Origin of the sequence: Vibrio sp. J2-3(2022), from assembly GCF_021725735.1 — a bacterium.
Lineage (GTDB): Bacteria > Pseudomonadota > Gammaproteobacteria > Enterobacterales > Vibrionaceae > Vibrio > Vibrio diabolicus.
Genome location: NZ_JAKKCK010000002.1, coordinates 161,682 through 184,114, shown reverse-complemented (window position 1 = coordinate 184,114; position 22,433 = coordinate 161,682). Strand labels below are relative to the sequence as shown.

At 43.3% G+C, this 22,433-nt stretch carries 13 protein-coding genes; 5 read left to right on the top strand and 8 right to left on the bottom strand.

What is annotated here, in order from left to right; all coding sequences use genetic code 11:
• Positions 1-110 precede the first annotated feature (110 nt).
• The 7 genes from L3V27_RS08930 to L3V27_RS08900 form a co-directional block, all read right to left on the bottom strand.
• Positions 111-4,952: an NAD-glutamate dehydrogenase gene (locus tag L3V27_RS08930; protein ID WP_237311655.1), complete on the bottom strand. Its 4,842-nt coding sequence runs from the start codon at positions 4,950-4,952 to the stop codon at positions 111-113.
• A gap of 201 nt (positions 4,953-5,153) precedes the next feature.
• Positions 5,154-5,372, bottom strand: coding sequence for a DUF2835 domain-containing protein (locus L3V27_RS08925; protein ID WP_046876238.1), 219 nt, complete (start codon positions 5,370-5,372; stop codon positions 5,154-5,156).
• Between the two features lie 64 nt (positions 5,373-5,436).
• Complete coding sequence (gene pepN, locus L3V27_RS08920; RefSeq protein ID WP_237311654.1) at positions 5,437-8,043, bottom strand: aminopeptidase N; 2,607 nt, start codon at positions 8,041-8,043, stop codon at positions 5,437-5,439.
• 228 nt (positions 8,044-8,271) lie between these two features.
• Complete coding sequence (locus L3V27_RS08915) at positions 8,272-8,937, bottom strand: hypothetical protein (protein WP_005396553.1); 666 nt, start codon at positions 8,935-8,937, stop codon at positions 8,272-8,274.
• A gap of 195 nt (positions 8,938-9,132) precedes the next feature.
• Positions 9,133-11,139: a carboxy terminal-processing peptidase gene (gene prc / locus L3V27_RS08910; RefSeq protein ID WP_225461688.1), complete on the bottom strand. Its 2,007-nt coding sequence runs from the start codon at positions 11,137-11,139 to the stop codon at positions 9,133-9,135.
• Between the two features lie 17 nt (positions 11,140-11,156).
• Positions 11,157-11,783 carry an RNA chaperone ProQ gene (gene proQ / locus L3V27_RS08905; RefSeq protein WP_046876216.1) on the bottom strand — a complete coding sequence of 209 codons (627 nt, stop codon included), beginning with the start codon at positions 11,781-11,783 and terminating at the stop codon, positions 11,157-11,159.
• 98 nt (positions 11,784-11,881) lie between these two features.
• Entirely contained in the window at positions 11,882-12,355 is a 474-nt protein-coding gene (locus tag L3V27_RS08900) for a GAF domain-containing protein (RefSeq protein ID WP_065646467.1), read from the bottom strand.
• Between the two features lie 92 nt (positions 12,356-12,447).
• On the opposite strand from L3V27_RS08900, the gene L3V27_RS08895 reads away from it, so the two are divergent.
• The 4 genes from L3V27_RS08895 to rsmF all read left to right on the top strand — a co-directional run bounded on the left by L3V27_RS08895 (position 12,448) and on the right by rsmF (position 19,747).
• Complete coding sequence (locus L3V27_RS08895; RefSeq protein WP_237311653.1) at positions 12,448-14,244, top strand: ABC transporter ATP-binding protein; 1,797 nt, start codon at positions 12,448-12,450, stop codon at positions 14,242-14,244.
• Between the two features lie 24 nt (positions 14,245-14,268).
• Positions 14,269-15,519 (top strand): paraquat-inducible protein A, encoded by a 1,251-nt coding sequence (locus tag L3V27_RS08890; RefSeq protein WP_237311652.1) that lies wholly within the window; start codon positions 14,269-14,271, stop codon positions 15,517-15,519.
• On the top strand, positions 15,512-18,160 hold the full coding sequence (locus L3V27_RS08885; protein WP_237311651.1) for an MlaD family protein: 2,649 nt from the start codon (positions 15,512-15,514) through the stop codon (positions 18,158-18,160). The genes L3V27_RS08890 and L3V27_RS08885 overlap by 8 nt, the downstream gene beginning before the upstream one ends.
• A 150-nt stretch (positions 18,161-18,310) precedes the next feature.
• Complete coding sequence (gene rsmF, locus L3V27_RS08880; protein WP_237311650.1) at positions 18,311-19,747, top strand: 16S rRNA (cytosine(1407)-C(5))-methyltransferase RsmF; 1,437 nt, start codon at positions 18,311-18,313, stop codon at positions 19,745-19,747.
• 283 nt (positions 19,748-20,030) lie between these two features.
• Here the strand turns inward: rsmF and L3V27_RS08875 are convergent, their stop codons facing one another.
• Positions 20,031-20,864 carry a S1-like domain-containing RNA-binding protein gene (locus L3V27_RS08875; protein ID WP_074190111.1) on the bottom strand — a complete coding sequence of 278 codons (834 nt, stop codon included), beginning with the start codon at positions 20,862-20,864 and terminating at the stop codon, positions 20,031-20,033.
• Between the two features lie 192 nt (positions 20,865-21,056).
• On the opposite strand from L3V27_RS08875, the gene L3V27_RS08870 reads away from it, so the two are divergent.
• Positions 21,057-22,409, top strand: a complete 1,353-nt coding sequence (locus L3V27_RS08870) for a hypothetical protein (RefSeq protein ID WP_006743263.1) — start codon at positions 21,057-21,059, stop codon at positions 22,407-22,409.
• Positions 22,410-22,433 lie beyond the last annotated feature (24 nt).

Genomic DNA, 22,433 nt, shown 5'->3' with positions numbered 1-22,433 from the left:
CTTCCCTTCACCGTTACGCTGTAACTCACTCGGCGCTATAATAGAAACGATGAGCAACAAAAAAGCCTCGCTAAATAACGAGGCTTTTACTTACAATTTGACTAACTCATCTACTCTTTCGACGAACAGTTGAGATTCAAGAGTACTAATTCTCGAAGTGCTACAGAAAACTTAGCAAATTCGTGGACAGAGCCAACTTTGAACTCATTCAATATGCTTTCCCAACGGTGCAGTGATTGCTCGTTAGTTTCCATCCAATCTTCTAACGCTTTCATCACATCTAGCTCTTCCGTTGCACAGCCACAATTTAATACCTGAGCCGTAAGTTGACGTTGTTGCCAGTCCAGATCTTCTCGGAATGCAGCTCTTGCTAGTGCCTGCCAGTTATTATCAACGGCTTGGCTGTTAATTTGCTTCAAGAACCAGTGTAACGACAAACGGTCACCCAAGTTAAAGTAGAGCTTCGATGCTTGCTCAACCGTTTTACCTGTTTCACTCGCCACTGATGAGATATCCAGTGCAGATTGTAAGCTGGATAAACGAGCGACTTGATGTGCAAGTTTCTCTTCTACGCCTTTCTCAATCCACCCTTGAGCAAGTTCATTGTGTTCTTCTACTTCAGACTCAACCAGCATAGTGTCTAAGGTTTCAGTGATAACATTGACATCTTGCTTGTAGATAGCAATCAGCTCACCAACTGTGCATTTACCACTGCGGTTGCGAAGCAACCAACGTGCAATTCGACGTAGTGCTCGACGAACATAAAACATGATTTCGTACTGAGCTTGAGCCGTGGCGATATTATCGAGTTCACGAGTCTGCTTAAGAATTGCTTCTAGATCGAAAATTTCACGAGCCGCACTGTATGCGTTAGCAATATCGACAACACTTGCACCGGTTTCTTCTTGCAAACGAGTGACGAAGTTACAGCCCATTTCATTAACCATCTGGTTAGCCAATGCTGTAGCGATAATTTCAGCTCGCAGTGGGTGATTAACCATTTGATCTTTATAGTTACGTCGTAACGCACTTGGGAAATATTCAACAAGCTGTTTCGCGTGGAATTCATCATTCGCGATTTCATCCGTAACAAGTTGCTGTTTAAGTACCATTTTACCGTAGGCAACCAACACTGATAGCTCAGGGCGAGTCAGACCTAGTCCCTGTTTTTCACGCTCGATTAGCGTTTCATCATCAGGGATGTATTCGAGAGCACGATCCAAGTACCCTGCTTTTTCCATGGTATGGATGAATCGAATTTGTTCCTTAACAATGCCAACACCTTGCTGTTCAGTAACGGAGATCGACTCAGATTGACGGTAAGCATCATCTAAGACAATTTCACCCACTTCGTCTTCCATAGACTCTAGAATTTGGTTACGTTGCTTAACCGTAAGATCGCCATTTGAAACCAGTCCATTAAGGAAGATCTTGATGTTGACTTCATTATCCGAACAGTCAACGCCACCCACGTTATCAACGAAGTCTGTGTTCACTCGGCCGCCAGTCAGTGCGTATTCAATACGACCAAGCTGAGTCATACCTAAGTTACCGCCTTCGCCAACCACTTTTGCTCTCAAGTCACAGCCGTCAATGCGTAGCATGTCGTTAGCACGGTCACCAACATCCGTATGAGTTTCTGTCGAGGCTTTAACGTAAGTGCCGATACCACCATTCCAAAGCAGATCGACTTTCATTTTCAAGATCATCTTAATCAGATCGTTAGGCGCTAAAGATGCTTTCTTTGTCCCTAACATTTTCTGAATTTCTGGCGTTAGCTGGATCGATTTTGATCGACGAGAGAAGATACCACCACCTTGAGAGATCAAATCTTTATTGTAATCTTCCCAGCTTGATCTTGGCAGATTAAACAAGCGGTTACGCTCTTCCCAGCTGGTGGCTGAATCTGGATTTGGATCAATAAAGATGTGCATGTGGTTAAAGGCAGCTTGCAATCGAATATGCTTCGATAACAGCATACCGTTACCGAACACGTCACCTGCCATATCACCTACGCCGATTGCGGTAAAATCAGTAGTCTGGCAGTTGATGCCCATTTCACGGAAGTGACGCTTAACAGATTCCCAACCACCTTTTGCAGTGATACCCATCGCTTTGTGGTCGTAACCATTAGAACCACCTGAAGCGAATGCGTCACCTAACCAGAAGTTGTACTCTGCAGAAACAGAGTTCGCTAGATCTGAGAATGTTGCTGTGCCTTTATCTGCAGCCACTACTAGGTATGGGTCATCTTCGTCATGGCGCACAACGTTTTGTGGTGGCACGACTTCACCTTCAATGATGTTATCTGATACATCAAGTAGCGCACGAATAAATCGTTTGTAACAACGTTGGCCTTCAGCAAAGATCTCATCACGGGTTGTGAGAGATGGCTGGCGTTTACAAACAAAGCCGCCTTTTGCACCCACAGGTACGATAACGGTGTTCTTAACTTGCTGAGCTTTTACGAGACCAAGAATCTCTGTACGGAAATCTTCTTGACGGTCTGACCAACGTAAACCACCACGAGCCACTTTTCCGCCACGAAGGTGAACACCCTCAATATCTGGTGCGTACACAAAGATCTCGAACGCGGGTACAGGCTGCGGAATCTCTGGAATATCGCTCGGTTTCATTTTCAAAGATAACCAAGGCTTAGGTTGCTTGCTTTCGTCTAATTGATAGTAGTTAGTACGAAGTGTCGCCATGATCATGTCGATGTAACGACGAATAATACGATCATCATCCAAGCTCTCTACACGATCCAACTGCTCTGTTAGCTTTTTAATCAGATCGTTTTGGCCTTTTTCACTGCCTTTGTGTTTCGGATCGAATCGCTTGGTGAACAGCTTGACTAGACCTGTTGCTAAGTCTGGGTAGTGGCTTAGCGTGTCTTCGATGTATTGTTGACTGAATGGGAAACCGACTTGGCGCATGTATCGAGCATAAGCACGAAGAATGGAAATCTCACGCCCAGATAGCGACGCACCTAGTACCAATCGGTTAAAGCCATCACTTTCAAGGTTGCCCGCCCAAATTGCGGCAAATGCTTGTTGGAAACGGTCACGAGCCTCACGAAGATCAACCGTTTTCTCGCTCTTATGCAGCATAGAGAAATCAAGGATCCAGAATGTCTGTCCGTTGTTTTTCTCGATCTCATATGGTGATTCACCTATCACTCGTAAGCCAAGGTTTTCAAGCATTGGCATTACGTCAGAAAGATGGATTGGCTCATCGCGATGGTATAGCTTCAAGCGAACAGCTTTTGAATCCGCCCCCTCTTCTTGAGGTCGGTAGAACAACATACCAAGTTTATTATCATCACTTAACGCTTCTAAGCGTTCAATATCTGCAACCGCAGAACCTGGCATCATGTCCTCTTTGTATGAGCGAGGGAACGCACTCATGTATTCTTTTGAAAGAGGAAGGCCTTTGCTTTCACCAAAGTTAGCAATGATGGATTCTTTTAGTCTGTCATCCCAAGAGGTAGAAACTTCCATTAGGTTTTGCTCGATCTTTTTCACGTCTACGTCAATGTTGTTATTGTCTACACGAACAATGTAATGTGTTCTCGCTAGTGGGCTTTCTGAGAAGAACGTTGTAAATTCAACCTCTTGCTCGCAACCAAAGTACTGCTTAAGAATGCGTTGAGTTTGACGACGTAACTCTGTGTTGTAACGATCTTTAGTGACATAAACCATGCAGCTAAAGAAACGACCAAATGGGTCCTTACGAACAAATAAACGCAGTAGGTCACGATCTTGCATTTGTACAACACCCATACCCACCTCAAGCAACTCTTCTTCATTTGCTTGGAGTAGTTCATCGCGTGGGTAGTTTTCTAAGATATTGTGCAATGCTTTGTATGAATACGATCCGTGACGGTATCCGCTCGCTTCAAGGATACGGTCCACTTTTTCACGGATCAGAGGGATGCTTTGTACCGCTTGGTTATACACGGCAGAGGTATATAGACCAGTAAAGCGATGCTCACCTATTACTTTACCGTTTTCATCAAACTTCTTAATACCGATGTAATCAGTATAAGCTGGACGGTGAATACGAGATGCTTTGTTACCTTTTGTGATGATCAGAGCGTATGGCTTTTTCGCTTCTAACCGCGCTGAATCTGAAAGCTCAGATAGCTTGACGCTACGCACACGCTTGTCATCAGCAAATAGACCAAGTCCTTTTTCTTTAGCAGGAACAAGCTCGGTATCACCATTGACTTCTTCTAAGTCATAATCTTTGTAACCCATAAAGGTAAAATTATGATCTTCTAGCCAACGAAGAAATGCGATCGTTTCGTCCATACGATCCGTTTGGATAGAAACACGATCTTTATTTTTCTCAAGTTCATCAGTCACAAGCTTAAGCTTATCAACCATTTGCTTCCAGTCATCAACGACTAAACGAGTGTCAGATAGAATTTTTAACAGCTCTTCTTTAAGCGCTTGCATCTCTTCTTTACTAGTAAGGCGGTCTACCTCGATATGGAACAGTGACTGAAGAACACCACCCTCACCGTTTACGTCGGTAACTTGGCCTTTTTTATCACGCTGTATCTGTGTTGGGTTGTTTAACATTAGGTGGCAAACAAGGTCCAAACGCGCTAAAGCCATTTTGACTGAGTCCACTAAGAATGGACTATCTGGAACAACAATTTCTACGATTGTGTGTGTGGATTGCCAGCCTTGACGACTTACGGTCGGGTTAAATACTCGTACCGAAATCTCTTCTGGTTTTTTTTCATTGATATGGTGCCAAAGGCTGACGACAGCACCATAAAGATCGGATTCGTTTCGCTGAATCAGGTCATCATCAGCAATGTTACTGAATAAGTGTTGAGCAAGTTTAGTTACAAGCGTTTGGTGAGAAAGCTCGAGTTTGTCTTGAATCAGTTGGTAAACTTTTTCAAGCAGAACCGGCACTACATTTTCACGCGCGGTCATATTCACACTCCACATTAGAATTGTTGTTTTGTAGGGGGACTTAGTAGCTAGGTTGTTACCTTAGAAACTAAGCATAGGTAATGCATGTGCCCATTGTAAAAGCATAATTACAAATGTTTAACAACTAATCGTGGTGGTAAGAGGTGAAATGTCCGATTCTGTGACTAAGATTCCTATTTAACTCTCTGCAAATACAATACATCACAGAGTTTCTAACTTAAGAAACTTATTATTTTGGTCAGTTGTTAGTCTAAACTGGCCTTTAATGCCTAATTGACTAAGAAATGGTCTGAATCGTGCGGCGGGTAACTGCAAACGTAAACCGTTATGTGTGACGACTTGAACAACACTTGCCGCGCCAGAATAATGGGATAAAAACGTTTGATATGAAATGTTGAGGTTGAAGTAGTAATAGTTCATGAAGTAAAAACTAAGTGACATAAACAATAAGGTGGCCTTAATGACCACCCTATTGTGTTGTTTACTATTCGTCTAGTGCTTTAGTCACTTTTTCGAATAAGTCTTTAGCAAGATTATCCATTGCTTTGAGCTTTTCAAGTTCTGCTTTGATCAAAGCTTGGCGACCTTCATCGTATTTACGGAACTTAAGCAAAGGATCAATCATTCTAGATGCAACTTGTGGGTTCGAATCATTAAGTTGGCGAAGGATTTCTCCTGCAAATTGGTAACCTGCACCGGATTTATCATGAAAACGCACAGGGTTGGCACTTAAGAACGAACCAATCAAACTGCGCGTACGGTTCGGGTTCTTCAAACTAAATGCTTCGTGGTTCATGGTTGCTTTTACTTTTTCAAGAGCATCCTCTGCAGGATTGCTACCTTGAAGTGCAAACCACTTGTCCATAACCAAACCATCGTGCTTCCATTTATCGCTATAATCTGCCATTAGAACTTCACGACACTCAAGCTGTGCACTATTTGCAGCACTCATCGCTGCAATCGTATCTGTCATGTTATTTGCAGATGCGTATTGTGCTTTCACTAAATCATTACCTTTTTCCGTATTTGCTAGGTATTGCAGACAACGGTTACGTAATGCACGCTTGCCAATCGCAGCATGATCGATCGTGTACTCTGTTTGCTTCAGTGTATGATAAGTTGCACTTAGCTCATCTTCTAACTCTTGAGAAAGTGACACTGTAATGCTGTTTAGCACTTTGTCTACGGCATCGATGTCAATTTGCTGGTACCAGCCAGTAATTTCATTAATTGAAGGCAAAGAGAAAACTTGAGCAATGAAAGCTGGCTCAAGCGTCTCATCCAATAGCACACCACGGAACGCATCTATCACGCCTTCAGAAAGCGATACTTCTTGTCCGGCTTGAACGTTTTTCACGTTCTGACGAATGTACTTAGCCAATAGCATTTGGCTTGCATCCCAACGAGCAAAGTCATTCGTCGCGTGTTTCATCAAGAAGACTAATTCATCATCACTGTAGTCGTATTCTAGTTTTACTGGTGCCGAAAATTCACGCAACAAAGATGGCACTGGTTGTTCTTCGACATTTTCGAATACGAACGTTTGCTTATCTTGTTTAATATCTAATACGTTATGAACAGATTCACCGTTAATCAGCAATGGGATAACTTGACCTTTCGAATCGTACAGCTCGATATCAAACGGAATGTGCAACGCTTGCTTTTCAGCCTGGTCTTGCGTTGGCTCCGTAAATTGCTCTACCGTTAGCGCGTAAGTTTTTGCATTGGCATTGTATTCGCTATTTACGCGCAGCGTCGGTGTACCAGATTGGCTGTACCATAGACGGAATTGTTTTAAATCGACACCGGTGGCATCTTCCATTGCAGAAACAAAGTCTTCGCATGTCGCAGCAGTACCATCGTGACGTTCAAAGTAAAGTTTCATCCCTTTTTGGAAGCCCTCTTCGCCAAGGAGTGTATGGTACATGCGAATAACTTCGCTGCCCTTTTCATACACTGTTAGCGTGTAGAAGTTGTTCATCTCAATGACTTTGTCAGGACGAATCGGGTGAGACATTGGGCTTGCATCTTCTGCAAACTGAGGGCCACGGATGATACGTACGTTATCGATGCGATTATCTGCGCGAGAGCCTAAATCAGAAGAAAATTCTTGGTCACGGAATACGGTTAAGCCTTCTTTTAGACTTAGTTGGAACCAGTCACGGCAAGTGACACGGTTGCCAGTCCAGTTGTGAAAATACTCATGACCGATCACAGCTTCGATACCTAAGTAGTCACGATCGGTCGCCGTTTGGTCATTCGCCAGAACATACTTTGAGTTAAAGATGTTTAGGCCTTTGTTTTCCATTGCGCCCATATTGAAGAAATCAACGGCAACGATCATGTAAATATCCAGATCGTATTCAAGGCCAAAGCGTTCTTCATCCCACTTCATCGAGTTGATCAGCGATGTCATCGCATGGCCTGCACGATCTAAGTTACCTTTATCAACAAAGATTTCTAAATCAACACTGCGACCTGACATCGTTGTGTATTTGTCACGCAGTACGTCAAAGTCCCCTGCGACAAGAGCAAACAAGTAAGCTGGCTTTGGATGCGGGTCCTGCCATTGAACCCAATGACGACCGTTCTCTGCCTCGCCTTCTGCAATTCGGTTACCATTGCTCAGCAAATATGGATAAGCGGCTTTATCTGCGATCACTTTTGTCGTGTATTTTGCCAGAACATCAGGACGATCTAAGTAATAAGTAATACGACGGAAGCCCTCGGCCTCACACTGAGTACAAAATGCGCCGCCTGATTTGTACAAACCTTCGAGTGCTGTATTCGCTTCAGGATCAATTTTGGTGACGATTTCAAGTTCAAACTCGGATGGAAGATCGGTCAGTACAAGCGATGATTCTTTCACTTCGTGATGAGCCCAATCCTCACCGTTTACTTTTACAGCGCGCAGCTCAAGCCCCTCGCCATCGAGTTCTAGCGTTGTTGTATCGCCTTTTTGAGCAACCTTTGATATCGCCGTAACGATGGTGTCATTGTCATAAAGATCAAACGTAAGATCGATATCGGTAATCGCGTGAGATGGCTCTTGATAATCTTTACGATATTTGGCCTGGGGAGCTTGGGACATGAGCATAAATCCTTGTATGTCGAATAACAAAAATACCAGACTGCATGATCAAAAATGCAGTTCTGGTATCACTATATAAGCTATTTGTAGGGGTTGTGGTATCAGAATACAAGTCTTTCTATCAAAAAACGGAGCTTTTAGTGCTCTAGCTCCGTTTTTTGATTAACATTTAAACAACATTGACAATTTACCGTATGCTCGCGTAATTTGTCGTAGCAAGATAAGCTATCAAGGCGTTACCCGATTAAGTACCGCGTACATATCGCCATTTGAATCTTCAATCGTTAATTCATTTTTGTTGAGCTTATAGGTGGTCCCGTGCTCGCCATTTTCATAGAGCAAGACTAAATATTCATCTTCTGTGTAGAAAACACCTTGCTTGATTGACTCATCCCCTTCTTCGTTGGATACCCGAAACATAAACACGAAGTCAGGTTGAAGTATCAGATCCATATGGTTGATGTTGTTTGCCACAAGGCCATCTCCGGATACATAAGAGCTAGACCATATGCCTGCTAACGAGTTAGACAACCCTTTAGTAAAAGTCACACCATTAAGATCAAGCGTATTGTGATTATTGCGATAGGCATAAATTTGAGGCTCATCTGTGTTTAAGCCAAGAACGATGGTGTCTTCATTGGCGTTATACAATCCTTCCCAATGATCGACAGAATAATCTTTCTTTTGAATATCAATAGAAAAGCTGTAGTCGGAACCCAATGACAGTTTTATCGCACGAAAATTTTCAGCCGACTCTTCGGGGTTTGGGTTCATTAAATACCAGTCTCCGATGAGAAACGGCGTGTCAAAGTGACTTAATTCATCTTCTCTGGTGTTTTCTCCGCTAAACACACTAAAGCAGCAAAAGCTAAGTAAAATAAAGAACCATTTCATATCGGCATCCTTATCGTTTTCTTTTAGCTTAGGCAGTAGTCCTCACTTTCGCGAAATTTTAGATGTAGATCACGTAAATTATTGGGAAAAAATAAGCGAATATCTTACTTGATACTCAATACAAACAAAGATGAAAAGACATAAAAAAAAAGTGAGCCTGAAAGACTCACTCTTTTTACTTTGAATTGCCAGTTATTATGACTGATTTTTCTGCTTGAGTAGATCAACCATAATCGCGACAGACTCATCTAAATAAACATCAGGCGCTTCATAATCTTTAGGTATATCATCCAATGTTTTGAACGCTTCCTTACCTAAAGCAGCTTGACGCTCATTGATGCGTTGCAATCGAAGGGCTTCCGCTTTATCCGATTCAGCCTTACGAACTTTCTCGTTCAAAGACAACATATTATCGTCTTTTTCTTTACGATACTTCTCTATGTCTTCATTGATGAAACGGAATTCCATCTCATCAGAAATACGCTTGTTATGAAGAGCGGTGAGTTTTTCAACTAATGCTTCGTTGCTTGGGAAGGTTTGATATTTTGCTTTATCAATCTGATCCCAAGGTAGTGCATTGTCTTCTACACTTTCACCCGTTTCAGAAGCTTCAATTGGTGTTGGGTACGAAATATCGGGAGCAACACCACGATTTTGCGTACTTCCACCGTCAATACGGTAGAACTTCTGAATCGTGTACTGAACGTAGCCTAGCTCTTTATCGAAAAGATCGTAGATATGATTCAGTGAGCGATGCTGTTGAACCGTACCTTTACCGAAAGAGTTTTCACCTAAAATAATTGCACGATTATAATCTTGCATCGCTGCTGCAAAAATTTCAGACGCCGAAGCACTGTAGCGGTTAATCAACACCGTCAGCGGACCATCGTAGCTCACTTTTCCGTCAGTATCGGCGTTCACCTTAATACGACCATAGCTGTCACGAACTTGAACAACAGGACCTTCTTTAATGAATAACCCTGTTAATGCTGTCGCTTCCGTTAATGCACCACCACCGTTGTTACGTAGATCAACGATTACGCCGTCAACGTTTTTGGTTTTTAACTCAGCAAGCAGTTTATCGGTATCTTTCGACAAACCGACGTAGAAACTTGGCACTTCTAAAATACCAATCTTCTTACCATCTTTTTCGATGATCTCCGACTTCACTGCGCGATCTTCTAGGCGAACTTTGTCACGAACAATTGTGACAATGTAACTCTTCGCATCGTTACCTTCTGGCAAGATCTGTAGATTAACCTTTGTGCCTTTTGGGCCTTTGATTAATTGAACTACATCATCCAGACGCCAACCGATCACGTCGACAATCTCTTCACCGTCTTGTCCAACACCGATGATTCGATCCCCTTCGCCAAGCTGCTTGCTCTTCGACGCAGGGCCACCAACAACAAGTGAACGAATTACTGTGTAATCGTCAGTCATTTGCAGAACAGCACCAATGCCTTCCAGAGAAAGGTTCATTTCCGATTGGAATTGCTCAGCATTACGTGGAGAAAGGTAGCTAGTATGAGGGTCGACTTGTCGGGCGAAGGCATTCATATATAACTGGAATGCATCTTCGTTATTAGTCTGTGTGATCCGCTTCATCGCGTTGTTATAACGCTTCTCTAAAACTTCTTTAATCTCTGGCCATTCTTTGCCAGTCAGTTTCAGATTTAACGCGTCATATTTCACGCGCTTACGCCATAACTCGTTGAGCTCCACTTCGTCTTTTGGCCATGCAGCTTCAGAACGGTCTAACTCTATCTCGTCATCAGTATCAAACTTGATCTCTTCGTCGAGTAGCGTTAACGCATAAGCAAAGCGCTCGAAACGCTTTTGCATTGAGAGGTTATAAACATCAAAAGCAATTTGGTTGTTACCAGCTTTTAGCTGATCATCAAGCTCAATTGACCAGTCTTTAAAAGAGTCGATGTCCGCTTGAGTAAAAATATTTCTATTATAATCAAGCAATTCTACATAGCGTTCAAAGATCGCTTTGGAGAAATCATCATTGAGGCTGAAATGCTTATAATGAGAGCGGGTAAATCGAGAGGTGACTCGTTTGCTAGCTGTTTCGTGCTGAACTTCAGGAGCGAGAACCGGCAAGTCATCTTTATGTAGTTTGGCTTCGAGAGCCTGAGCTGATGCTGCTAGCCATAAGCTAGCAGCAATCAGTGTCACTTTTGAACGGCAATTCATGCGTAGGAGTATCTCCTTTATGCGCGCAAGTGCTCCGCTTTCACAACCATTTGTAGGCCGTTAGCAAGTTGAACACGTACATCATCCTTATTGATCTCAACAATGGTCGCTGCCATGTTTCCTTTGCCCATGTTCACGTTAACTGCGTTACCTACTGTGATTTCGTCAGCATTTAGAGCGCGCGTTTCTACAGGCTTAGTTGTTTTTTGTACTTTTGGTTTGTTAGTACGACGAGGCTGTTGAGGCTTTTTAGCCGCTGGTTTCGCTTTCGCCTTACCCTCTTCACGAGCTTTTTGTGCTTGTTCTTTACGACGAGCTTGAACTTTTGCCTTGCTTTCTGCAAGTGTCGCTTTCGCGTGTTCAACGTGCTCTTCTTCTAGCTCACCACAAGGGTTGCCGTCTAGGTCTACACGTACTGCACCTGGTTTTACACCATGTAGGTAACGCCATGATGAAGTGTACTGTCTTAACGCTGCACGAAGCTGTGTTTTGCTTACTTTTTCGTCTTCACTTAGACGTTCCGCAAGATCTTGAAAAATACCAATTTTCAGAGGTTTTGCTTCACCTTCTAAAGTAAAGCACTTAGGGAAACATTCAGCAATATATGCAATAACTTCTTTGCTGTTTTTTAACTTTTCAGTCATGAGGGTTCCTGATTTGAGCGGATTTCCGCGAAGCATTAAGAAAAAATATTCTCGTATTATAGTGACATGCCAAGGAAAAACCACACTCGAGGGCTAATTTATGCGTCGTTCGCGTGTGAATTAAGCAGCTTTTCTACTTCAGCCATGAAATGAGTGAGACCTTCTTCGTCTGTTTCATTGAATCGACCAATACTTGGGCTGTCAATATCAAGGACACCAACCACCTCTCCATTGATAGAAAACGGAATCACAATTTCCGAATTACTCGCTGCATCGCACGCTATATGTCCCTCAAATTCATGAACGTCGTATACTCTTTGTATGGTGTTAGTTTTTGCAGCAGTACCACAGACACCGCGCCCCATAGGAATGCGGACACAAGCTGGTTTTCCTTGGAACGGACCAAGAACGAGCTCTTCACCTTTTGCTAGGTAAAAGCCAGCCCAGTTAAGATCGTCCAATTCCATGAAAAGCAGTGAGCTCAAGTTTGCTAGGTTAGCAATAAAGTCTGGCTCAGACTCAATTAGAGCAACGGCTTGTTTGGTTAGTCTATGGTATTGTTCTATGTTCATATTAACTTCCTACTTACTATAAAAGCTTCCATTCTCACTGTATGGCGCTAAAATGCAGCCCTACTTTATAATAGGACTTATTCTCAATTACAATGCTTCTGAAAAATGACACTATTAGCCGTTCTTGGTTGATAACACAAGTAAAAAAGCACAAGTCCAAGCTGATCATAGCGAACTTGATAGCGGTGCTTGCAACCTTGATTAGTGTTCCAATCCCCCTTCTCATGCCGTTGATGGTTGATGAGGTTTTATTGGACCAACCAGCAAAAGGCTTAGCTGCTATGAATGCCATTCTCCCTGAAGCGTGGCACACTCCGACGGGTTATATATTTTTCACCCTTTTCTTGGTCGTCCTGATGCGAGCTGCAAGTCAGGGGTTAAATATCCTTCAAAGCCGACAATTTACACTTGTTTCTAAAACGATCACGTTTGAGATGCGCAGTAAAATGATCGACAAGCTTGGTCGTATCAGCATCCGCCAATACGAAACCAAAGGCAGCGGAGGCATCAACGCTCACCTTATCACTGACATTGAGACCATCGATAAATTTATTGGTTCTACGTTAGCAAAATTCGTTATCAGTTTTTTAACGGTCATTGGTACTGCCATCGTTCTGCTTTGGCTCGACTGGCGACTTGGTCTATTTATTTTGCTAGTTAACCCTATTGTCATTTACTTCTCACGTAAACTAGGAAGTATGGTTAAACATCTGAAACGGAAGGAAAATCATTCTTTTGAAATTTTCCAAAATCGTTTAGTTGAAACATTAGATGGCATTTACCAGCTGCGCGCAGCCAATAAAGAGCGAGAATTTCTCCAACAACTCAAAGACAGTGCGAACCAAGTTCGTGTGGATGCAGACAAGTATGCGTGGCAATCAGAAGCGGCAGGTCGCGTCTCTTTCCTACTCTTCTTAATCGGTTTTGAGTTATTCAGAGCCGTCGCCATGCTGATGGTCATGTTTAGTGACCTCACTATTGGTCAAATCTTTGCTGTTTTTGGTTACCTATGGTTTATGTTGTCTCCTGTTCAAGAGCTGCTCGGCATTCAGTTTTCTTGGTACAGCGCGAAAGCTGCGTTAAAACGCATCAACGACTTATTAGTATTAGAAGAAGAACAAAGACCGGTACCTAAGGTAAATCCTTTCAAAGAAGACAGAGAAGTCGATGTTAAAGTAGAAAACGTAGACTTCTCTTATAATAATGAAAACAAAGTCCTAGATAACCTTTCTTTACATATACCGGCAGGAAAGAAAGTGGCGTTAGTTGGTGCGAGCGGAGGCGGTAAGTCAACCTTAATACAACTACTTATTGGGGTTTATCGTCAAAACTCCGGTAGCATTCGCTTTAATGATGAATTAACAGAAGATATTGGTTTTGAAGTAATTCGTGACAAAATTGCCGTGGTATTACAGCAACCTATACTATTTAACGACACCTTGAGGCATAATCTAACACTCGGTGAGAATTTTGACGAAATGTCACTTTGGCGAGCTCTTGAAGTAGCTCAGCTGCAAGATGTTATTTCTCAACTGAACCACGGTTTGGATACTCAAGTCGGCCGTAACGGCATTCGTTTGTCAGGTGGTCAACGACAACGCCTTGCCATCGCAAGAATGGTGCTGAGTGATCCTCAATTTGTTATTTTAGATGAAGCCACGTCTGCGCTTGATACCGCTACTGAAGCGGCATTGCACAAAGCATTGACTGAATTCTTACGTGGTAGAACAACATTAATCGTTGCGCACCGTCTATCAGCCGTAAAACAAGCCGATTTGATCTACGTGCTTGAAGATGGAAAAGTGACGCAAACAGGTACTCATGGTGAGTTAGTTGAGCAAGAAGGCTTATATCAAACCTTATATGGGGGCATACAGTCCCACGCTTAAATCGTTCAAGTTAGAGAGGTCGTTATGACCTCTCTGTCTAAGCACGCCATGCAGCCAAATAATGTGCGCTTGTGCCAAGGTTGCGAATTGCCTGTCGATATCGTCGACTTACCCAATGGAAAAAATGCACACTGTCCTCGTTGTGGCACACAGTTGTATCGAGGCGGTAGCCCTAGCCTCTCAGGTAATTTAGCCGTCTCGATAACCTGTATCCTGCTATTTATTCCATCACACTTTTTTAACTTTATTAGTATCCGACTCTTTGGTGTGATGATTCCGGCAACCCTACCTTCAGGGATGATCACATTGATGGAAGAAGGCTTTGTTCTTCTTTCACTGCTTATTCTATTTTGTAGCTCTCTAGCGCCTCTGACGGTTTGTGTTTCAGTGGTTACGGCACATATCTCGTTGCATCAACGATGGTTTCGAGGGCTTCGTGTTTCACTGTGGCTAATTCAACATTTGAAACATTGGGTAATGCTGGATGTGTTCTTAGTTAGCATCGCCATTTCCTGCTTCAAACTCCAAGATTATTCCGACATTTTTGTAGGCCCAGGGTTAATTGGTCTGGTTCTTTTGCAGATATTTACCGTTTTGTTAGTTTCTCGAATTAGTGTGCGTCGTTACTGGGAAGCCTGGAAGCCAGAACGTCTTTATTCCTTTGAACACAAAGACGTGCATTGCCATGAGTGCCACCTGTCTCAACCTGAAGGTGACCATTGTCGGCGTTGTCACCACGAGTTATATCATCGCAAGCCCAACTCCATTCAGAAGACATGGGCTTACCTCATTGCGGCAACGATAGCGATTTTCCCAGCCAACTTGATTCCTATTTCCATCTTGCTGACCAATGGCAAACGTTTGGAAGATACTATTTTCTCAGGCGTAGCTGGGTTGGTAAAAAGCGGTATGTATGGCATCGCAGTGATCATTTTTGTGGCCAGTATTGTTGTGCCAGTTGTAAAAATACTTGGCCTTGCCTACATCATGCTTTGCATTCAATTCAAACGTTCGGTGTTTAAGAGACAACGAATGATGGTTTACTTTGTTGTTAAATGGATCGGTAAATGGTCTGTGATGGACTTGTTTGTTATTTCTATCATGATGACCTTAGTCGATCGTGGTCAGATACTTGATTTCACACCAGGATATGGCGCCGTGGCCTTTGGTGTTGTCGTGGTATTGACCATGCTTGCAGCGGAAAGTATTGATCCAAGGCTAATCTGGGACCAAACAGGCCCAACACAATCAGAAAAAGAGTCAATGAATGAGTGATCAGAACAGTTCTCAAACGTCATACGTACCAGATGTAAAGCGGAGCAAAGGCATATCTCCTCTTTGGCTTTTGCCAATTTTGACCATGGTCTTAGCTGGCTGGCTTGTGGTGAAGTCGATACACGATGCAGGACAACGGGTGCTAATCTATTTTTCTGACGCTGCTGGCTTGGTCGCTGGGCGAACCACTATCCGTTACCAAGGGCTAGAAGTCGGTATGGTGAGAGACATTAACCTCACTGAAGATCTCGGCAGTATTTATGTTGATGCCGATATCTACCCTGAAGCGGCAAAATTGCTGAACGATAAAACTCGCTTTTGGCTGGTAAAACCAACAGCAAGCCTAACGGGAGTTTCTGGGCTCGATGCGCTCGTGTCGGGTAATTACATATCGATTCAACCTGGAGATGGTCAAGAGTTTGAAACAACGTTCCATGCGTTAGACTCTGCACCAACAGATTTGCGCGTTTCACAAGGTTTGAACATTAAACTCAAAAGCCGCGATTTAGGTGGTGTGTCGATTGGATCTCAAATTGTTTATAAGAAAATTCCAATCGGTGAAGTCTACAGCTACCAGCTGGATGAAGACGCAAAATCTATCACGATTCAAGCCAACATCCAGGATCAATACCGACATATCATTAACAACCGCAGTCGGTTCTGGAACGTAAGTGGAATCGGTGCCAGCATCGGTTTTGAAGGCGTCGATGTAAGGCTAGAAAGCATGAGTGCTCTACTCGGAGGCGCGATCGCCGTCGATTCTCCGGATGACGGTGAGCCTGTAGAAGAGAATACTGAATTCCGTCTGTATAAAGATTTGAAAACTGCAGGTCGAGGTATCGCTGTTAAAATCGTCCTCCCTGATGACAGTAAAATCAGTGGCGAAGGCGCACCCATTATGTATCGCGGAATCGAGATTGGCCAAGTTACAGACTTAAACCTATCCGAAGGGCGAGAAGTGATATTAGCGTCAGCTGCAATTCAACCAGCTTTCAGTGACATGCTGACGACAGGTACCCGATTCGTCTTAGAAGAAGCAAAAGTGTCTCTCTCTGGTGTTGAAAACATTGCCAATCTCGTGAGAGGAAACTTCTTAACCATTGTGCCAGGTGCCGGTGATCGCTCTCGCCGCTTTACTGCCATTCGTAAAAACGTTTTTAACCAACAGCAAGAAAAGTCCATCGCTATTCGTTTAGTGTCTGACAACTCGTTTGGCCTAGATAGCGGTGCCAACGTGCTTTACAAAGGCATCGTTGTCGGTTCAATTATCAACGTAGGCTTAGTTGAAGAAGGTAAAAAATCGCAACATGAAGTATTTATGGACGTATTGATTGATCATGAATACAAACACCTGATCAAATCAAACAACCGTTTTTATGTAACCGGAAGTGCCTCTGCAGAGTTAACGGAATCGGGCCTCAGCGTTACCGTTCCTCCGGCAAAACAGTTGTTAACTGGGTCCATTAGCTTTGTAAGCGAAGGCAAGCAAGATATTCAAAAAGAGTATCAACTGTTCCAGAACGAATCATTGGCAGAACTAGCACAGTACAACCAAAGTGGCTCTAGAGCACTCACACTGTTTGCTTCTGAATTGCCGCCGATTTCCAAAGGCAGCCCTCTGCTCTATCGTAATCTTCCTGTTGGTAACGTCTCCGATTTCCAATTGGTTGATGGCGGTGTGTTAATTAAAGCAACCATCGAAAACCGCTTTGCTTACCTCGTAACACCGCAAACCGTCTTTTGGAACCGTTCAGGGATCGAGATAGATGCATCGCTAGCCGGTGTGAGTGTGAAAGCTCACCCTTTAAAATCGTTAATCGAAGGTGGCATCGCTTTTGACTCTGTTCCTGGCGTTGAAAACAAAATTGGAGAAAACTGGAAGCTGTATTCTGATCAAAAAACCGCTCGCAAGTTTGGGCGCGTCATTGCTTTAGAAACCGACGGTTCGCAAGAGATTGCTAAAGGAATGCCGATTGAGTATCAAGGCGTCAAAGTTGGTGAAATCACTCTGGTTGTACCGAATTTTCGTCGTAACATGGTTGAAGTCACTGCAAGGATCCTACCTGAATACGTAGAAAACATTGCAGTTGAAGGCTCACATTTTTGGCTAACTGAACCAGAAATTGGTTTAGGTGGCGTTAAAAACCTCGGGGCGCTGGTGTCGAAATCCATCAGTGTTGAGCCAGGTAAAGGTAAAGCTAAATTTGATTTTCAGTTGGAAAACGGTTCAGAACGTGTTCAGGGCATGATGTTTACTTTACAAAGTGAACAACGAGGCTCAGTACAAGTCGGAACGCCTATTCTTTACCGCCAGATGGAAGTCGGCCAAGTAACCGACGTGAGCCTAGGAGAATTTGCCGATCGCGTCGTCACGACCATCAAGATACAGCCTGAATATGCTTACCTCGTTCGTCAAAACAGTGTGTTTTGGAATGTTTCAGGAGTAGATGTCTCCATCGGAATTACTGGTGCGAACATCAAAGCGGGCACATTTGATAGTTTAGTTCGCGGAGGAATTGCGTTTTCAACGCCAGAGCAATCGACTATTCCACCAGCGGCAAAAAGTGGGCAATCTTTCTTTTTGTATCCACAAGCTGAAGAAGGTTGGACTCAATGGCGTACTGCGATTCCTAAGCCGTAGAATAAAGCTCAATTCACATACAATTGAAGTTTGAGTACCTTAAAAGAGCAGCAATCACTGCTCTTTTTTATTGCTCGCCCCTCGTCACTATTCGTTTCTGCTTCGCTTTCGTATATTATTTGCCACAAATTCTGCAAACGAGATCCCACATTGCATCCTAATGTTTACATCCCAGACGCGTTTCTGGAAAAAATCCAAACTATCCTTCCTGCTAACCTCAACATGGAAGACTTTATCGCATCGTGCCAAAAGCCACTGCGCAAAAGTATTCGTATTAATACGTTGAAGATCAGCGTTGAAGCGTTTCTAGAACGTGCAGACGCAAAAGGCTGGAAGCTTTCCCCTGTGCCTTGGTGTGACACAGGGTTTTGGATTGAAGCGGACGAGTCAGTTGTACCATTAGGCAACACCGCAGAGCACATGTCAGGCTTATTCTACATTCAAGAAGCCAGTTCAATGATGCCAGTATCTGCGCTGTTTATGAATGACGAATCGTACGATGCCGTGTTAGATACAGCAGCTGCACCAGGATCAAAGACCACTCAAATCGCGGCTTTAATGAACAATGAAAGCGTTCTCGTGGCCAATGAATACGCCGCAAGTCGTGTAAAAGTGCTGCATGCCAACGTGGAACGTTGTGGTGTACGTAACGCCGCACTAAGTAACTTCGACGGGCGCGTTTTTGGCGGTTGGCTACCAGAACAATTTGATGCGGTTCTGCTCGACGCGCCCTGCTCCGGCGAAGGCACCGTTCGCAAAGACGAAGATGCAATGAAAAACTGGACGCAAGCTTCCGTGCTCGACATCGCTGACACACAGAAAGATCTTATTGAAAGCGCCTTCCATGCACTAAAGCCCGGTGGTGTGATGGTTTACTCAACGTGCACACTCAGTACCGAAGAAAACCAACAAGTTTGTCATCACTTGAAAGAAACCTTTGGTGATGCCGTTGAGTTTGAAAGCCTTGAGACCTTGTTTGAAAACGCAAATGCTGCTCTAACTGAAGAAGGTTTTTTGCATATCTTTCCACAGGTCTACGACTGCGAAGGATTCTTTGTCGCAAGAATTCGTAAACTGGCAGCTGTTGAACCACCAAAGGTCAAAAAGCGCATGGGCAAGTTCCCGTTTACCAAAGCATCGAAAAAAGAATCGGTTGAAATTGCCCAACAGCTGCAAAGTGCGTTAGGTATTGAACTTCCGAATGACAGTTCTGTATGGCTTCGCGATAAAGATGTCTGGTTGTTCCCTAATGCTTTAGAGCCAATGATCGGCGAATTACGCTTCTCCCGGATGGGTATAAAGATCGCGGAAGCCCATAAAAATGGCTACCGTTGGCAGCATCAGGTGGCAACGGCATTAGCGACGGGCTCTGAGGCAAACGCCATCGAGCTAACCATTGAAGAAGCGCGCGAATGGTACATGGGACGCGATGTTCGCCCTCAAATCATTCCTGAGGATATGAAAACAGGTAAAGGCGAAGTGCTTGTCACCTATCAAGGCGCAGTCATTGGCCTTGGAAAGTGGGTAAGCAACAGAATAAAGAATGGTCTTCCTCGCGAATTAGTACGAGATAAGAACTTATTTTAAAGAAGTAACGAATCATAAATAAATGAAAAACCATCGTATTTGCGATGGCTTTTTAATTCGTAAGTATGAAAGCAACTGGGCTCGCTAGCGATCCGGATACGCTGTACTAAACTAGTTGTATCAAAGTAATGCTTTGATATGGCATTTCTCTCTATGTTCACCAACAAAATTATTGTTGGAAAAAGTTTAGCGCAGGCTCTGCGGAGCCGTTTCCCCTAGGCCCAAAAAAAGGAAAAGTTTGGGCCGTTTTTTTGGCTGCAGATCCGCTATACGTGAGTTTGGGCTACGCCAGACGAATACCGTCTTTCTCGATAACAATCTTGCCCTGCTTGTACAATCCACCAATGGTCTTTTTGTAAGTACCTTTACTTGTGCGGAAAGCATCAAAAATCGCTTCAGGAGAAGACTTATCGTTCAAAGGTAAAAAGCCGCCTTTCTTCTCTAACAGATCAAGAATCTTGCTAGAAAGATCGTCCATTTTTGCCACGCCGACTTTTTGTAGCGCGAGATCGATTTTGCCATCTTCACGAATTTGCTTAATAAAGCCTTTCAGTTTCTTACCGATGTAAAGCTTACCAAACACATCTGATGGGAAAATCATGCCCCAATGCTTACCGTTAACGATAGCTTTATAACCAAGTTGACTACGCTCTGCGATGATCAAATCAACTTGTTCGTTAACTTCATAATTCGCAGGAGTTTTGTCTAACCATTTGTTGAACTTAGTCGTACCAACAATGCGGCCTGACGCTTTGTCAGTGTAAACATAGACAAGAATAGTTTGTCCCGCAGAGAAGCGAGTGCGTTGCTCACTAAAAGGAACAAGTAGATCCTTTTCTTTGATGCCCCAATTTACAAAAGCACCTGTCGCGTTGACGCCCTCAATCTTCATTAAGCCCCATTCACCCACTTGGGCAATAGGTCTTTCAATGGTCGCAGCAAGCTGGCTTTCTGAATCGAAGTACAAAAATACGTCTACATGATCACCAATTTCAGTACCCTCTGGTACATACTTATTAGGCAGTAGAACAGAACCGTAATCATCACCATCCAGAAATACGCCAAAATCAGCCTTTTTAATGACTTCTAAGCTGTTAATTTGACCAATTTTAATCATTGATTTTGTCTCTTTTTAAATTTACGTGGAATTATACCTAAACTAACAAGAAAATCAGAGAGAAAAGCATAGTGCTCTGTTATGCTGTTGTCGTTCAGCTATATGCCCCAGTCACTCTTTTAGCACTTTTATGCTTACCTGCTCAACAGTACGCATAAGTTAAGAATGCTTTAACAAAGTCAGGAGCTTTCTTTGGTCACCGTCGATAAACAAGACTCAATAACATTAAAAATCAGTCATGCACTCGCAAAGAGCAAAAGTGTCGACCTAGATATTTACTTTTTTATACCTGGTGAGCTTGGTTTAAACGCCGATATCATCAGTGAATCCGAATTTTATTACACTTCAATCACACAGCAACGCTCTTATTACAGTACTGAAATCCTTCTACCGCTAGTACACAGTCGACTTGCCAAACGTGGACGCCTGTCGAATCAACAATACCGAGTAAGTTTGAGTTTGTTCGCGTACCAATACGTTATCGCGCTAGACAAAGCGGTGGCAAGTTTAAACAAGCATCAGAACAACTCCGTAACGGAAGATGAAGTTGACGAAGTTATCGAGCTCACGCTTGAGATCTTAAAGCGCTTGCGACGTTCTATTCCTTATGAAGAGAACTTAAAACGGTACTACGTTAACATCGATAACTATCTGTCTTGGTATACCGAGCAAAAGTTTTTATCTCTAGTGGCTCATCTCCCACGTGAAGGCGATTATGGCACGATTAAGAAACGCTTGATCACGCTCTGTGAAAAAGAGCAAGCCCATCGAAAACTCAACAAGTACAACTCTCCAAGAGTCGTTGAAGACGTGACTCGCCTATCTAACAAAATGCGCTTGCTAAGACGCTTGATTGAACACCCTATCGTGCTTCGTGAAGAAACCATATCAATGGGTAACAACATCAAGCGTGCTATCAAAGGTATTGCTACTGGCTTGGTGATGGTTGTCGTGACCTCAACCGTGATTCTCGCTCGCGATTATCTTGGGGAAATTTCCGCGTCCTTCATTATCGCGATGTCATTTATTTATGCTCTGCGAGAAATCTTTAAAGATGATTTGCGCGATGCGATGTGGCGATGGATCCGTAAAGGTAAGCCAAAGTGGCGTAAGAAGTATGTTGATCCAACAACGAAAAAAGTGGTCGGCAGAAAATTAGAGTGGCTCGATTATCGTACGTTAAGTAGCTTGCCAGATAAGATTCAAAGAATACGTAAGAAGCGCGTCGTACAGCGCGAAGAGCAGATACTTCATTATCACGAGAAAACCGAAATGGCGACCTCTCTATTCTTGAGTGGTTATGAGCAAACAAGAGAAACACTGAACATCAGTTTGCGCCCTATCATCCGCTTGATGGATAAAAGCTCAAACCGAGTTTACCGTTTAAATGAAGGGCAAGTGACCAAAGAGTCGGTAGAGAAACGTCATTTGCTCAATGTGATTGTCAAAGAGGACAACCACACCGATGAGCCTGTTTATTACCGTTGGAAAGTGGTCTTAAACCGCTCCAAAATCGTCTCGATTGAGCAGATTGAACTCAATTAAAGCGATATTCTTTAAAAACAGCAA